The 15,958-nt window shown below is 60.5% G+C and carries 12 protein-coding genes; 9 read left to right on the forward strand and 3 right to left on the reverse strand.

The genetic code is table 11. From position 1 onward, the window contains the following. The first annotated feature begins 7 nt into the window (after positions 1-7). The 8 genes from gcl to HX805_RS08395 all read left to right on the forward strand — a co-directional run bounded on the left by gcl (position 8) and on the right by HX805_RS08395 (position 9,494). Entirely contained in the window at positions 8-1,783 is a 1,776-nt protein-coding gene (gcl, locus tag HX805_RS08360) for a glyoxylate carboligase (RefSeq protein WP_003210593.1), read from the forward strand. A 10-nt stretch (positions 1,784-1,793) separates the two neighbouring features. Beyond that, complete coding sequence (gene hyi, locus HX805_RS08365; protein ID WP_008432625.1) at positions 1,794-2,576, forward strand: hydroxypyruvate isomerase; 783 nt, start codon at positions 1,794-1,796, stop codon at positions 2,574-2,576. A 176-nt stretch (positions 2,577-2,752) separates the two neighbouring features. After that, positions 2,753-3,643 carry a 2-hydroxy-3-oxopropionate reductase gene (locus HX805_RS08370; RefSeq protein WP_003210595.1) on the forward strand — a complete coding sequence of 297 codons (891 nt, stop codon included), beginning with the start codon at positions 2,753-2,755 and terminating at the stop codon, positions 3,641-3,643. A gap of 178 nt (positions 3,644-3,821) precedes the next feature. Then, positions 3,822-5,117 (forward strand): glycerate kinase, encoded by a 1,296-nt coding sequence (locus HX805_RS08375; RefSeq protein ID WP_177116753.1) that lies wholly within the window; start codon positions 3,822-3,824, stop codon positions 5,115-5,117. Then, the gene (gene pyk, locus HX805_RS08380; protein ID WP_177116754.1) at positions 5,107-6,522 is read left to right on the forward strand and encodes a pyruvate kinase; all 1,416 of its coding nucleotides are present in this window, start codon (positions 5,107-5,109) and stop codon (positions 6,520-6,522) included. Before HX805_RS08375 ends, pyk begins: the two co-directional genes overlap by 11 nt. A 129-nt stretch (positions 6,523-6,651) precedes the next feature. Further along, complete coding sequence (locus tag HX805_RS08385) at positions 6,652-7,527, forward strand: urea transporter (protein WP_177116755.1); 876 nt, start codon at positions 6,652-6,654, stop codon at positions 7,525-7,527. Positions 7,528-7,558: 31 nt separating this feature from the next. After that, the gene (locus HX805_RS08390; RefSeq protein WP_177008368.1) at positions 7,559-8,383 is read left to right on the forward strand and encodes an ion transporter; all 825 of its coding nucleotides are present in this window, start codon (positions 7,559-7,561) and stop codon (positions 8,381-8,383) included. A gap of 106 nt (positions 8,384-8,489) precedes the next feature. After that, positions 8,490-9,494, forward strand: a complete 1,005-nt coding sequence (locus HX805_RS08395; protein WP_177116756.1) for a sulfate ABC transporter substrate-binding protein — start codon at positions 8,490-8,492, stop codon at positions 9,492-9,494. A gap of 164 nt (positions 9,495-9,658) precedes the next feature. On the opposite strand, the gene HX805_RS08400 is transcribed toward HX805_RS08395, so the two are convergent. Further along, positions 9,659-10,273, reverse strand: coding sequence for a DUF5666 domain-containing protein (locus HX805_RS08400; RefSeq protein WP_177116757.1), 615 nt, complete (start codon positions 10,271-10,273; stop codon positions 9,659-9,661). 178 nt (positions 10,274-10,451) lie between these two features. Between HX805_RS08400 and HX805_RS08405 the strand changes: the two genes are divergently transcribed. Beyond that, positions 10,452-11,648 carry an MFS transporter gene (locus tag HX805_RS08405; protein ID WP_032899318.1) on the forward strand — a complete coding sequence of 399 codons (1,197 nt, stop codon included), beginning with the start codon at positions 10,452-10,454 and terminating at the stop codon, positions 11,646-11,648. 157 nt (positions 11,649-11,805) lie between these two features. Here HX805_RS08405 and HX805_RS08410 read toward each other — a convergent pair whose 3' ends face one another. Then, on the reverse strand, positions 11,806-13,845 hold the full coding sequence (locus tag HX805_RS08410; protein ID WP_177116758.1) for a M10 family metallopeptidase C-terminal domain-containing protein: 2,040 nt from the start codon (positions 13,843-13,845) through the stop codon (positions 11,806-11,808). A 389-nt stretch (positions 13,846-14,234) separates the two neighbouring features. Then, positions 14,235-15,731, reverse strand: coding sequence for a M10 family metallopeptidase C-terminal domain-containing protein (locus tag HX805_RS08415; protein ID WP_177008370.1), 1,497 nt, complete (start codon positions 15,729-15,731; stop codon positions 14,235-14,237). Between the last annotated feature and the right edge of the window lie 227 nt (positions 15,732-15,958).

A 15,958-nucleotide genomic window follows, 5' to 3' on the forward strand; every position in this document is an offset into this window, starting at 1 on the left:
CAAAACCATGAGCAAAATGAGAGCAATCGAAGCCGCTGTCCTGGTGATGCGCCGCGAAGGGGTCGACACCGCCTTCGGTATCCCGGGCGCCGCGATCAACCCGCTGTATTCGGCCTTGCAGAAGGTCGGTGGCATCGATCACGTCCTTGCTCGCCACGTTGAAGGCGCCTCGCACATGGCCGAGGGCTACACCCGCACCAAGGCCGGCAATATCGGCGTGTGCATCGGCACCTCGGGCCCGGCGGGCACCGACATGGTCACCGGCCTGTACAGCGCCTCGGCGGACTCGATCCCGATCCTGTGCATCACCGGCCAGGCGCCACGGGCACGCATGCACAAGGAAGACTTCCAGGCTGTCGACATCACCAGCATCGTCAAGCCGGTGACCAAGTGGGCGACCACCGTCCTGGAACCCGGCCAGGTGCCGTATGCCTTCCAGAAGGCCTTCTATGAAATGCGCTCCGGCCGCCCGGGCCCGGTGCTGATCGACCTGCCATTCGACGTACAAATGGCCGAGATCGAATTTGACATCGACGCCTACCAACCACTGCCCCTGGCCAAGCCTTTGGCGACCCGCATCCAGGTGGAAAAAGCCCTGGCCCTGCTGGACCAGGCCGAGCGCCCATTGCTGGTGAGCGGTGGTGGCGTGATCAACGCCGACGCCAGCGAACTGCTGGTGGAATTCGCCGAGTTGACCGGCATCCCGGTGATCCCGACCCTCATGGGCTGGGGCACGATCCCGGACGATCACCCGCAGATGGTGGGCATGGTCGGCCTGCAAACGTCCCACCGTTATGGCAACGCCACGATGTTGAAATCGGACGTGGTGCTGGGCATCGGTAACCGCTGGGCCAACCGTCACACCGGTTCGGTGGAGGTGTACACCGAGGGCCGCAAATTCATTCACGTGGACATCGAGCCGACGCAAATCGGCCGCGTATTCACCCCGGACCTGGGCATCGTTTCCGACGCCGGCTCTGCATTGACCATGTTCATTGAAGTGGCCCGCGAGTGGAAAGCCGCCGGCAAGCTCAAGGACCGCAGCGCCTGGCTCCACGATTGCCAGCAGCGCAAGGCCACCCTCCACCGCAAGACCCACTTCGACAACGTGCCGGTCAAGCCGCAACGGGTGTACGAAGAGATGAACCAGGTGTTCGGCAAAGACACCTGCTACGTCAGCACCATCGGCCTGTCGCAGATTGCCGGCGCGCAGTTCCTGCACGTCTACAAGCCACGCCACTGGATCAACTGCGGCCAGGCCGGCCCGCTCGGCTGGACCATTCCGGCGGCACTGGGTGTGGTCAAGGCGGACCCGACCCGCAACGTCGTGGCACTGTCCGGTGACTATGACTTCCAGTTCATGATCGAAGAGCTGGCCGTGGGCGCACAGTTCAAGCTGCCGTACATCCACGTGGTGGTGAACAACTCCTACCTGGGGCTGATCCGCCAGGCCCAGCGCGGGTTTGAAATGGACTACTGCGTGCAGCTGTCCTTCGACAACCTCAACGCACCGGAACTCAACGGTTACGGCGTCGACCACGTGGCCGTCGCCGAAGGCCTGGGTTGCAAGGCCCTGCGGGTGTTCGAGCCGGGCCAGATCCAGCCGGCACTGCGCAAGGCTCAGGAAATGATCGAAGAATTCAAGGTTCCGGTGATCGTTGAGATTATTCTGGAGCGGGTGACCAATATTTCCATGGGCACCGAGATCAACGCCGTCAACGAATTCGAAGATCTGGCACTGGTGGGCAACGACGCGCCGACTGCCATTTCACTGCTCGATTAAGGAGAACCCCATGCCGCGTTTTGCCGCCAACCTGTCCATGCTGTTTACCGAACAGGACTTTCTTGCCCGTTTCAAAGCCGCCGCCGACGCGGGGTTCAGTGGTGTGGAATACCTGTTTCCCTATGAATTCAGCTCAGCTGAAATCAAGGCGCAACTCGATGCCCACGGCCTGACCCAAGTGCTGTTCAACCTGCCGGCCGGTGACTGGGCCAAGGGCGAACGCGGCCTGGCCTGCCACCCGGACCGGGTCGAGGAGTTCCGTGCCGGGGTCAACCTGGCCATCGCCTACGCCCAGGTACTGGGCAATACCCAGGTCAACTGCCTGGCGGGGATTCGTCCTGCCGGCGTGGATGACGCGACGCTTGAAAAAACCTTCGTCGCCAACCTCAAGTACGCCGCCGACAAGCTGCAGGCGGTGGGCATCCGGCTTGTGATGGAGATGATCAATACCCGCGACATCCCGGGCTTCTACCTGAACAACACGGCGCAGGCCCTGTCGATTCGCGAGCAGGTGGGCAGTGCCAACCTGTTCCTGCAATACGACATCTATCACATGCAAATCATGGAAGGCGACCTGGCCCGCACCATGGCTGCGCACCTGGGTGAGATCAACCACATCCAGCTGGCGGACAACCCGGGGCGCAACGAGCCGGGGACCGGTGAGATCAACTACCGCTTCCTGTTCGAACATTTGGACCGCATTGGTTATCAGGGTTGGGTCGGCTGTGAGTACAAGCCGTTGACCACCACCGAAGCGGGTTTGGGTTGGCTCAAAAGCCACAACGCGATCTAACTGAACAAACACAGCACCCAATGTGGGAGCGGGCTTGCTCGCGAAAGCGGTGGATCAGTCGACATCAATGCTGAATGTCGGCCCCCATTCGCGAGCAAGCCCGCTCCCACAGTGGATCTCCTGTGTTTAGCAGGCCGCGCCAGGCCTGCACACCTAACAATAAGAGGATTTTCGTCATGGCTAAAATCGGATTTATCGGCACCGGCATCATGGGCCAACCCATGGCTGCCAACCTGCAAAAGGCCGGTCACCAACTGTTTCTTTCCGAGCATCACGGCAAGGCGCCGGCTGAACTGATCAGCGCTGGTGCGGTGGCCCTGGCCAACCCGCAGCAAGTGGCCCAGGAAGCCGAATTCATCATCGTCATGGTGCCCGACACCCCGCAGGTCGACGATGTGCTGTTCCGCGCCGACGGCGTCGCCGCAGGCCTTGGGCCGAACAAAGTGGTGATCGACATGAGTTCGATCTCGCCCACCGCCACCAAGGCCTTCGCCGCGAAGATCAACGAGACCGGCGCACGTTACCTCGACGCCCCGGTGTCCGGTGGTGAAGTCGGTGCCAAGGCCGGCACCCTGAGCATCATGATCGGCGGCGACCCGCACACCTTCGAACGCGCCCTGCCGCTGTTCCAGGCCATGGGCAAGAACATCACCCTGGTGGGCGGCAATGGCGATGGCCAGACCGCCAAGGTGGCCAACCAGATCATCGTTGCGTTGAACATCCAGGCGGTGGCGGAAGCGCTGCTGTTCGCCTCGAAGAACGGCGCCGACCCGGCCAAGGTGCGTGAAGCACTGATGGGGGGTTTTGCTTCGTCGAAAATCCTCGAAGTGCATGGCGAGCGCATGATCAAGGGCACCTTCGATCCGGGCTTCCGCATCAACCTGCACCAGAAGGATCTGAACCTGGCCCTGGCCGGTGCCAAGGAGCTGGGGATCAACCTGCCGAACACCGCCGGCACGCAGCAGGTGTTCAGCACCTGCACCGCCATCGGTGGCGGCAACTGGGACCACTCGGCGCTGATCAAGGGCCTGGAACATATGGCGAATTTTTCGATTCGCGATAAATAACCCCCGTTGAAATGCGATCGAATGTGGGAGCGGGCTTGCTCGCGAAAGCGGTGTATCAGTCAGCATGGATGTCGAATGGTAGACCGCTTTCGCGAGCAAGCCCGCTCCCACATTTTTGACCGCATTTCACATCGAATTTGATGCACCCCTAATAACAAGAATCCCCGGGAGCCCGCTTATGTCGGTCGATCCGCAACACCTGCTTCGCGAGCTGTTTGCCACAGCCATCGACGCCGCCCACCCCCGGCAAGTCCTCGAACCCTATCTGCCCGCCGACCGCAGCGGCCGTGTCATCGTGATCGGTGCCGGCAAAGCCGCCGCCGCCATGGCGCTGGTGGTGGAAAACTGCTGGCAAGGCGAAGTCTCGGGCCTGGTGGTCACCCGCTACGGCCACGGCGCACCCTGCAAGAAAATCGAGGTGGTCGAAGCCGCGCACCCGGTGCCGGACGCCGCAGGCCAGGCCGTGGCCAAGCGTGTGGTGGAGCTGATCAGCAACCTGGGCGAAGACGACCGCGTGATCTTCCTGCTCTCCGGCGGCGGCTCTGCACTGCTCGCCCTTCCGGCCGCCGGCATCACCCTGGCGGACAAGCAAGCGATCAACAAGGCCCTGCTCAAATCCGGCGCCACCATTGGCGAGATGAACTGCGTGCGCAAGCACCTCTCGGCGATCAAGGGCGGGCGCCTGGCCAAGGCAAGCTGGCCTGCCACCGTCTACACCTACGCGATTTCCGATGTACCGGGCGACCAGGCCACGGTCATCGCTTCCGGCCCCACCGTTGGCGACCCCAGTACCTCGCAACAGGCGCTGGCGATTCTCAAGCGCTACCAGATTGAAATCCCGGCGTCGGTGCGCACCTGGCTGCAAAGCCCGGAGTCGGAAACCGTCAAGCCCGGGGACCCGGTGCTCGCCCGTAGCCATTTCCAACTGATCGCCCGTCCGCAGCAATCCCTCGAAGCGGTGGCAGTGAAAGTCCGCCAGGCCGGTTTCAGCCCGCTGATCCTCGGCGACCTGGAAGGCGAAGCGCGGGACGTGGCCAAGGTGCACGCCGGTATCGCCCGGCAAATCATCCAGCACGGCCAACCCCTGGCGGCGCCTTGCGTGATCCTCTCCGGCGGCGAAACCACCGTCACCGTACGCGGCAATGGCCGTGGCGGACGCAACGCCGAATTCCTGCTGAGCCTCACCGACAGCCTCAAGGGCCTGCCCGGCGTCTACGCCCTGGCGGGTGACACCGACGGCATCGACGGCTCGGAAGACAACGCCGGCGCGATCATGACGCCCACCAGCTACGCCCGCGCCGAAGCCCTGGGCTTGAGCGCCAGTGACGAGCTGGACAACAACAATGGCTACGGTTACTTCGCGGCCCTCGACGGCTTGATCATCACCGAGCCGACCCGCACCAACGTCAACGATTTCCGCGCCATTCTGATTCTTGAAAGCCCTGAAAGAGAGTCCCCTGAACATGACGCCTGACAAGAAGGTCAAGATCCTCGCCACGCTGGGCCCGGCCACCGACAGCATCGACGACATTCGCGAGCTGGTGGAAGCCGGGGTGAATATCTTTCGCCTGAACTTCAGCCATGGCGATCATGCCGACCACGCCCAACGCTACCAGTGGATTCGCCAGGTGGAACGCCAGCTCAATTATCCCCTCGGCATCCTCATGGACCTGCAAGGGCCGAAGCTGCGGGTGGGGCGTTTTGCCGAAGGAAAAGTGCAACTGATTCGCGGCCAGGCCCTGCGCCTGGACCTGGACCCGACACCCGGTGACCAGCGGCGGGTCAACCTGCCCCACCCGGAAATCATCGCGGCCCTGCAGCCCGGCATGGACCTGCTGCTGGACGACGGCAAGCTGCGCCTGCGGGTGATCACCAAGCACGCCGATGCCATCGACACCACCGTGCTCAATGGCGGTGAACTGTCGGACCGCAAAGGCGTGAACGTACCCCAGGCATTGCTGGAGCTCAGCCCGCTGACCGCCAAGGACCGCCGCGACCTGAGCTTCGGCCTGGAACTGGGGGTGGACTGGGTGGCGCTGTCGTTTGTGCAACGCCCGGAAGACATCCGCGAAGCCCGCGAGTTGATCGGCGACAAGGCGTTCCTGATGGCCAAGATCGAGAAGCCCTCGGCGGTGCAGCGCCTGCAGGAAATCGCCGAGCTGAGCGACGCGATCATGGTCGCCAGAGGCGACCTGGGGGTGGAAGTGCCGGCGGAAAGTGTGCCGCAAATCCAGAAGGACATCATTGGTGTGTGCCGCCAGTTGGGTAAACCGGTGGTGGTGGCCACGCAGATGCTTGAATCCATGCGCTTCTCCCCGGCGCCGACCCGTGCCGAGGTCACCGACGTGGCCAACGCAGTGGTGGAAGGGGCGGACGCGGTGATGCTGTCGGCGGAAACCGCTTCCGGTGAATACCCGTTGGAGGCCGTGCTGATGATGAGCAAGATCATTCGCCAGGTGGAAAATGGCCCGGATTACCAGACCCAGCTGGACGTCAGCCGGCCCAAGGCGGATGCCACGGTGTCGGACGCCATCAGCTGTGCGATCCGCCGTATCAGCAGCATCCTGCCGGTGGCAGTGCTGGTGAACTACAGCGAGTCGGGCACCTCCACTTTGCGGGCGGCGCGGGAACGGCCGGCGGTGCCGATTCTGAACCTGACACCGAACCTGTCGACGGCGCGACGCTTGAGCGTGGCGTGGGGCGTGCATTCGGTGGTGAACGATCGGCTGCGGCAGGTGGATGAGGTGTGTTCCACGGCGTTGGAGATTGCCCAGGCACAGGGTATGGCGGAGCGTGGGGATACGTTGGTGATTACTGCTGGGGTGCCATTCGGGCAGCCGGGGTCGACCAACTCGTTGCGGATCGAGACATTGATCTAATCCCCTGTGGCGAGGGAGCTTGCTCCCGCTGGACTGCGCAGCAGGCCCATCTTTTGGGGCCGCTGCGCGCCCCAGCGGGAGCAAGCTCCCTCGCCACAAGATTCGGCGCTTTCCTGCAGATTATTGATCATGCCCAACCAACCCTGCCCCGACTGGGCCGAAGCCCTGCTCAACGGCTTCAGCCAGATATTCCTGCAGCGCCACCCGCTGTGTGGCCTGCTCTGCCTGCTGGCGATCCTGGTCGGCGCCCCGGCCCTGCTCGGCGGCGCGCTGCTGGGCGGTGTCGCCGGCTTGCTGACCGCCCAACGCCGCGGCTATCCCAAGGCCGAACGCCAGGCCGGTCTCTATAGCTACAACGGCGTGCTGCTCGGCTTGCTGATCAGCCAGCACTTCAGCTGGTCGGCACTGCTGCCGCCGTTGATTCTCGCCTGCGGTGGCCTCAGCGCAATCCTCACTCGCCAGTGGCTCAAACGCGCCGCCAACCCCGATGACCTGCCCGCCTACACCGCACCGTTTGTGGTACTCGGCTGGCTGCTGCTGGGCACCACCGCGCCCGCCGCATTTGCCGCCAGCGAACCCCGCACCTGGGCGCTACTCTGCGCGCCGTTCACAGGTCTGGCCCAAGTCATCCTGATGGACCAACCCCTCGCCGGCCTGCTGATCGCCCTCGGTCTTGTAATAGCCAGCCGCCGCGCGGCCTTGTGGGCGCTGACCGGCGCGAGCCTCGGCGTGTTAATCGCCCTGTTGATGGACGAGCCCGCCAGCGCCCTGCTCGGCCTGCACAGCTATAACCCGGCATTGGCCGCCCTGGCCCTCAGCCAGCATCGTCGCCAACCCTGGCTGCCGCTGATCGGCATCCTGCTGGCGATCATCCTCACGCCCGGCTTCACCGGCCTGAACCTGCCCGCGCTGACCGCGCCGTTTATCCTCGCCACCTGGCTGGTGCGCGCCAGTCAGCGGGTGATGCAGAAAACCCGCATGGACAGCCCCTTCGAATCCCCCTAGGCTTCGCTGATCTTCGATTCAGGCGACTTCCATGGACAGCAACAAGCACTGGCGTGAGCGTCTCTACGTCATGGTTTTCCAAAGTGACACCCCGGCCGGCCGACGCTTCGACAGCACCCTGTTGCTGATCATCCTGGCCAGCCTGGTGATCGTGATCCTCGACAGCATCCAGGAGGTCCACGACAACTACGCCAACGTGCTGGCCTATATCGAGTGGGGCTTCACCATCATCTTCGCCATCGAGTATGGCCTGCGGCTGTATTGCTCGCCCAAGCCGTTGCGCTATGCCTTCAGCTTTTATGGGCTGGTGGATTTGCTGGCGATCGTGCCCGGGATCCTCGCGCTGTACTACAGCGACGCGCAGTACCTGCTGATTATCCGAATCATCCGGATGCTGCGGATTTTCCGCGTACTCAAGCTCGGCCCGTACCTCAAGCAGGCCAACTACCTGATGTCGGCGCTGCGGGGCAGCAAGCAGAAGATCGTGGTGTTCCTGGTCAGCGTCTGCACCCTGGTCACGGTGTTCGGCACCTTGATGTACGTGATCGAAGGCCCGGAGCACGGGTTTACCAGCATTCCCAAGGGCATCTATTGGGCAATCGTGACGCTGACCACCGTGGGCTTTGGCGATATCGTGCCGAAGACCCCGCTGGGCCAGGTGATTTCGTCGCTGGTGATGATCACCGGTTATTCGATCATCGCGGTGCCCACCGGGATCTTCACCGCCGAACTGGCCAACGCCATGCGCGGTGAGCAATTGCAAACGGATTGCCCGGTGTGCAAGAAAAACAGCCATGAGCCCAATGCAGCGTTTTGCTCACGGTGTGGCAGCGCGCTTTTCAAGAAACTGGAATAAGCAAAGTTCTTTTTAATCTTTAAGCGACTATGCGCCCCCCGTTATAGTCGCTGGCATATTGCCCCCATGCGTTTCAAAAACCTTCTCGAACAACAAGGAATGAGCAGTGAAAAAACTCGTTAGTGCCTCTCTCCTGGCCGCCGGCCTCGCACTGGCTGGCGTCGTCCAGGCCGCCCAGGTCACCCTGCTCAACGTCTCCTATGACGTGATGCGTGACTTCTACAAGGACTACAACGCCGCCTTCCAGAAGCACTGGGCCGCCGAGCATCCAAACGACAAGCTGACCCTGCAGATGTCCTTCGGTGGTTCGAGCAAACAAGCGCGCTCGGTGATCGACGGCCTGCCGGCTGACGTGATCACCATGAACATGGCCACCGACATCAACGCCCTGGCGGACAACGGCAAACTGGTGCCGGACAACTGGGTTACCCGCCTGCCGAACAACAGTGCGCCGTTCACTTCGGCCACGGTGTTCATCGTGCGCAAAGGCAACCCGAAAGCCCTGAAAGACTGGCCGGACCTGCTCAAGGATGGCGTGCAAGTCATCGTGCCGAACCCGAAGACCTCCGGTAACGGCCGCTACACCTACCTCTCGGCCTGGGGTTATGTGCTGAAAAACGGTGGCGACGAAGAGAAGGCCAAGAAGTTTGTCGGTGACCTGTTCAAGCACGCGCCCGTGCTGGACACCGGTGGCCGTGCCGCTACCACCACGTTCATGACCAACCAGATCGGCGACGTGCTGGTGACCTTTGAGAACGAAGCAGAAATGATCGCCCGTGAATTCGGCCGTGATCAGTTCGAAGTGATCTACCCGAGCGTTTCCGCAGAAGCTGAGCCGCCGGTTTCGATCGTCGACAAAGTGGTCGAGAAGAAAGGCACCAAAGTGGCTGCCGAAGAATACCTGAAGTACCTGTGGTCGCCGGAAGGCCAGGAAATTGCCGCCAACAACTACCTGCGTCCACGTGACCCGAAAGTGCTGGCCAAGTACACCGACCGTTTCCCGAAAGTCGACTTCCTGTCGGTAGAGAAGACCTTTGGCGACTGGCGCACCGTGCAGAAGACCCACTTCAATGATGGCGGGGTTTTTGACCAGATCTACTCCGGGCAGTAATCCGCACCCTGATCGCTGATCGTTCCCACGCTCCGCGTGGGAATGCATCGTAGGACGCTCCGCGTCCAGGTCGCGCCGCAAGACCTGGACCGTGCGCAATGGTGACGCAGAGCGTCACTGGATGTATTCCCACGCGGAGCGTGGGAACGATCTATCTACAGCCGTTACATCGGCGGTGTCACGCCATCCTTACCCGCAGAAATCGCCTGGGCCGTCACGCTCCCGTCCGCGCCCTTCGCCGCAAACATCACCACCTTCACCCCAGGCTTCAGCAAGCTGAGATCACCCGGCTCCAGGTTGACGATCGGCACATCATCCGGCACCACGATCTTCTGCTCGCCGCCCTTGTACTTGACGGTCAACGTGCGGCCATCGCTCACCACCAGGTCACCCACGGTACCGTTGGTCATGCTGCTGCCTTCCTTCAGGTCGAACGCACGGTGCCCATCGCCTGTACCGGCCATCGCCGGTGGGAATACATGCACTTCCAGCGCCGTCAGGGTGCCATCCGCGTTGGGCATGGCCGCCGAACCGATGTAACTGCCGGGCTTGATGTCTTCGATTTTTGCCAGGGTGACCGCACGCACCTGCGTGTCCTTGGTCAGGTGCACGGTGACGTCTTCACCGCTGTTGACCTTGACGTGCATCGCGTCGCCGTCCATCGCGGTAATCGCACCCCGCACGCCGACACGTGGGGCATCTGCGGCCTGGGCAACGCCCACGGTCATCAGCGCAGCCAGGCTGGAGGCCAGGAGCATCTTGTTGAATGTCGTCTTCATGGCAGTCGATTTCCTGTTTATGCAGTTGTGACTGAATGTATCATCGACCTTCAGCGCGAAAGTTAACGTTTCAGTCATTAATTCCCGGCATGAGTGTTATCACCACAGACAGGCTACTCCCGCCCGGGGCCAGTCTTTATCCTCGCTCGCCACAATCCTTCGCTTTTATGAGAACGCCATGAACGCCACGCCCCCCGCTACAAGCACGATGACCCGAGGCATGGTGATGCTGTTTGCGTTCTGTTGCGGCGCCATCGTCGCCAACATCTACTACGCGCAACCGATCATCGAGCTGATCGCCCCGGACATCGGCCTCACGCCGGCCATGGCCAGCCTGATCGTGTCCCTGACCCAGATCGGCTATGCCCTGGGCCTGTTCTTCCTGGTGCCGTTGGGCGACCTGCTGGAAAACCGCCGGCTGATGATCATCACCACCGTGGTGGCCATCGCCAGCCTGCTGGGTGCGGCGTTCACCGAACAGCCGAACCTGTTCCTGCTGGTGTCGCTGCTGATCGGCTTCAGTTCGGTGTCGGTACAGATCCTGATTCCGCTGGCGGCGCACCTGGCGCCGGCTGAATCCCGTGGCCGGGTGGTCGGCAGCATCATGGGCGGCTTGCTGCTGGGTATCCTGCTGGCGCGACCGGTGTCCAGCGTGGTGGCCGACCACTTCGGCTGGCGCGCCATGTTCATGGCCGCCGCGGCACTGATGGCGTTTATCAGCGTGGTGCTGATGCTGACCATCCCCAAGCGCCAACCGGATCACGCGGCCAGCTATGGCCAGTTGCTCGCCTCGCTGGGCACCTTGCTGCGCCGCCAGCCGGTGCTGCGCCAGCGCGCGTTTTACCAGGGCTGCATGTTCGCCACCTTCAGCCTGTTCTGGACCGCCGCCCCGCTGGAACTGTCCCGCAACCACGGCCTGAGCCAAAGCCAGATCGCCCTGTTTGCCCTGGTCGGCGCCCTGGGCGCCATCGCTGCACCCATCGCCGGGCGCCTGGCGGATGCCGGCCACACCCACCGCGCTTCGCTGTTGGCGATGCTGTTTGCCGCACTGAGCTTCCTGCCGGCCTTCGTGCACCCGCTGTACAGCGTGATCGGCCTGGCGGTGACCGGCGTGGTCCTGGACTTCTGCGTGCAGATGAACATGGTCCTTGGCCAGCGCGCCATCTACGCCCTCGACGCCAACAGCCGTAGCCGACTGAACGCGCTGTACATGACCAGCATCTTCATCGGCGGCGCCTTCGGCTCGGCGATTGCCAGCAGCGTGTACGAACACGGCGGCTGGCTGGGGGTGATGCTGGTGGGCAGCGCATTCCCGCTGGTGGCGTTGCTGCGCTTCTTGAGCGCCTCGCGGCAAGGGGCGGTGGCGACTGCCTGACCCACCTTACAACCGCATCAACGGCTCCAACGCCGCATCCGCCAGAAATGACGAGTGACGAGGTCAAGGGCTTGCTGACTGATTGGGAATTACCGCCCAGGGATTTATGGGCGGTATCCCCTCCAGGAGGATGGCGAGCGCCCTGGCGCGTTGCTTTTCAGCGCAGGTGAGTAGACAGACCGATCACGTCCTCTGGCCGGATCAAGCGTGTGCTTTTAAGCAGGAAGTTTGTCTGACGCCGTCCCAGTAAGTCGATGCCCACAAAGTAACGCCCGCTCTGCTGGTTGTATTTGACGACGGTATCTCCAATACGGCCCGTGTAGCTATCCACCAGCCGCAAGGGCGTTCCGACTTCTGTCATTAAACCCGTCAGATCAATTGTGTCTTGGCCACTGGTGAAATCCATGATCAGGTCAGCGTCGTCATAGGCCGAGTCGCTGGCCTTCTCATACCTGAACGTGTTTCTACCGCCCACACCCCAGAGCGTATCTCCACCTGCCCCGCCGGTGAGAACGTTATCCACCGTATTGCCTATGAGCGTGTCACGGCCTGAGCCGCCAATCGCATTCTCCACGGTGACACCTTTGGCTATACCAACGTTATTGCGCAAGCCGCCTACGCTGGAGGCTGCGCCCTCGCGCAAGTCGATGGTCTGGTTCTGCCGGAAGCCCGAAAAGTCCAGGGTGTCATCGCCACCTTTGTCCCTCACCAGGAACCTGGGAGCGCCACTCTGGGAATGCAGGCTAAGGAAGGGATCACCGGTGTTGGAGTTGAAGCCATAGACAGTATCGTGCGGAGCAGGAAAAGGGTCCGGATTCGGGTCCGGTTGAGGTTCTGGCTTGGGCTCTGGTTGGGGCTCCGGCTTGGAAACTCCAGGTTCGTATGCCCCGCCAGTGACTATGTCACTGGCCTGAATGCCACCCACGCTCTTAATCAGAAAATCCGCTTTGCCCCTGCCAGTGGTGTCAAGACCCAGACTACCGTTTCCGCTGCGCGGGTCATGGCTCAGGACAATCTCGCCAGCACGCCCCGTAAACCGCTCAACAATGTTGAAATGCTTGATTGAGGTATTTTTCAATAAGCCCGAAAGGTCGATCTTGTCTGTGCCGCTGGTGAAATCCAGGATTTCGTCAGGCCTGGTGAGTGTCGAGTCACTCGCTCTATCGTAAGCAAACACGTCCGCGCCTGCGCCGCCTGTCAACCTGTCTGAACCCGCTCCACCCTTGAGCCGGTTGCCGGACTCATTCCCTATGAGCTCATCGTCACCTGAGCCACCTGTGGCATTTTCAATGACAACGCCCTTGGCGATAGACACATTACCCTTCAAGCCACCCACATTGGAAAACGACTCCGCATTCAGGTTGATCTTCTGGTTCTGGGAAAATAGCGAAAAGTTCAGCGTGTCATTCCCGCCCCCGTCCCATACCGAAAATATCGGGGCGTCCTTCGAGGACTCAAGGCTGAAGTGGTCACGGTCAGTATTGGATTCAAAGCCATAAGTAGTATCGGTATTCCGAATATTGAGATTGGCCCCGTAGAGTTTCTGTACGGCAGCAATATCATCTTTCATTGGCGTTGAAGGTTCGCGCGATTTGAAGTCATGGCCCGTATGATTGGTTTCTCGCCAGTAACTCATCACGCTGTGGGCTCTGGTGTCCTGCGTGTATAGGGCATCTGCATAAGAGTGCACACTTTCACCATAGTCCCCAGGGTGGCCAAGCCCCAGGGCATGTCCCAACTCATGTATGGCCGTTGATAAAAAAACATCGCCATGCCGTGGGGCATCAGAAGCGCCTTTCGTTCCAACCGTAGTGCTCATATCACCGTACCAGCGATTAGGCAGCCCAGACACCCCGCCATTGTCATCGGGATTGGCCTTGATGGTTATTGAACCATCCGGACCTGTCGCCCCCTCCTTGAAGACAATATTTGTCACGTCCTGCCAAGACGTCAGGGCTTTGCGCAAGGACGCTTTCTGTTGCACAGAGAATTGATCGTCAAGGGTGAAGGAAAGCTCGATTTTGTTATCGCCATTACGATCGTAATGCCTCGAACCCTCTCGCAGGATCTGCTTTGCAGCATCATCCGTGGTGAAGGTTTTTTTTGAGGTTGCGCCATCACTGGTAGTGGCCGCATTCAACGTAGATAGCTCATGACTTGATACAGGCGGATTAACAAAAGAAGCAGTGACTCTCATAAAAACAACATCCTTTTAGTTGAGACTTTGATTCATCAGGAAACAGACTTTCAACGCGACTGTTTCACTTAACAGCCGCCTTAAAATCTCACATGAAAAAACCGAATGTCACCCCTATGAACGTTTCAATTTAAATATCCAAACAGCCAGAAACACATCGCCAATTTTTTAAGCGCACTATATTTATATTCAGAAGTTTCAGATCAGGCCAGCTCTGCATTCAATATGCGACACGAAGAAAACCGGAGACATATAAACCTACAATTACCCATCGCCCTAACCAGGGCATGAAAACAATCTGCTACACATCCGGCTGCTGCACCACGTGGTGCTGATGGCTGAGAGCCAGGCACTGGAAACAGGGCCAGACTCTGCCTTCACTCTGGCGGTTACCCAGGGGCGCCCGGCTGTTGAAGCAGACCTTTCAATAGCTGCAGCAACGTCGACAATGTCTTGGCGATCATCTCGTTCAACACTGCAAGCGTGGTCGTTTTCGAATCAGGCGCAGGGGGCGGCGCCGGGGACGGCACTACATTTGGCATGGGTAATGGCACCGGCTTGAACCCAGGCGTCGCCCCCGCCCACTGCACATCCGTCGACTTGATCTGGCCAACACTGTTGATCAACAACTCGGCTTTGCCACTGCCGTTCAGGTCAACTTCAAGGCTTGACCGGCCCGTGGCGGCGTCGTACTTGAGCAAGGCCTCGCCAGCGCGCCCCGTGAATCGGTCCGTGAACACCAGGGTGCCCACGCCGGCTTCTTTCAATGCGCCCGACAGGTCGATCTTGTCGGTACCGCTGGTAAAGTCCTCGATCAAGTCAGGATCCTGGGGCGTGGAATCACTGGCCTTGTCGTAGATAAACATGTCCGCTCCGCCGCCACCGCGCAACGTATCAGCCCCTGCTCCACCTTTGAGTCGATTGCCCGCCTCGTTACCGATCAGGGTGTCGCGACCGGCCCCACCTGTTGCGTTTTCAATTGTGCACCCCTTGGCAATCGAGACATTGCCCTTCAAGCCGCCCACGTCAGAGAACGACTCGGCATTGAGGTTGATCTTCTGGTTCTGTGAGAACCCTGAAAAGTCCAACGTATCGTCACCGCCGCCGTCCCATACGCAAAAAACGGGTTTGTCCGTGGCGCTCTTGAGCGTCATCGCCTCCCGCTCGGTGTTGGAGTTGAAACCATACGTGGTGTCGGTATTGCGGGTTTGGTGATTGGCCCCATACAACCGCTGCGCTGCCGCGATGTCGTCCATCATTGGAGCGGATGGATTCGAAGACTGAAAGTCGTGGCCGGCCTGGTTTTTCTCCGACCAGTAGCTCATGACGCTGCGCGCCTTGGTATCCCCGGCATAGACCGCGCCACTGTTGTAGGTAGAGCCGCCACCATTGTAGTTGCCTGGATGCTGCAGGCCGATGGCGTGCCCGATTTCATGTACCGCGGTCACCGAAAAGTGGCTGCCCAGGCCAGGTCTGCTCCCTGCTTTCAGCGTGCCTATCGTCGCGGTCGTGCTGGTGTTGGAGCGTGTAGGTGATGTGGCAACACCACGGTCACCGCGAGGGTTGTTTTTAATGTTTACCGTGCCGTCTGCCCCATCTGCCTGCTCCTTGAGGTTAATGTTGGCAACATCCTGCCAGGACTGCACCGCTTGACGAACGCGTTGTTGCTGCTGCGCGGTGAAACTGGGGTCGACGGTGTAGGACAGATCAACTTTCTTGTCGCCGTTACGATCGTGAAACCGCAGGTTGTCCCGCGAGATCTGCTTGCCGGCCTGATCCGTGGTGTAGGTCGGCTTGGCTTTCGCGCCGAAGCCAGTCGGACCGGGGTCAGACTCCGGCAAGTTTTGAAGCATGGGCCTGATGGAGATCGCGTCAAAAACGTTCATGAGAAAGAGCACTCTCTTTTAATTAATAGACGAGCCGGAACAATCGGCATCAGCCATTAAGCTCCCATGCATGGAAAGCACGGGACAGCGCTTATTTAGTTCTCACCGAAACATTTAAAAGCGATGAAACACCCGCTAAGAAACTCAATAAATAACTTGTAATTTAAACAACTGAACACACACCAGCCGTTGCGGCAGCGCCTTGGTTTATCAGAAAAAAAACAAAA

This window comes from Pseudomonas sp. G5001 (assembly GCF_013385475.1).
Lineage (GTDB): Bacteria > Pseudomonadota > Gammaproteobacteria > Pseudomonadales > Pseudomonadaceae > Aquipseudomonas.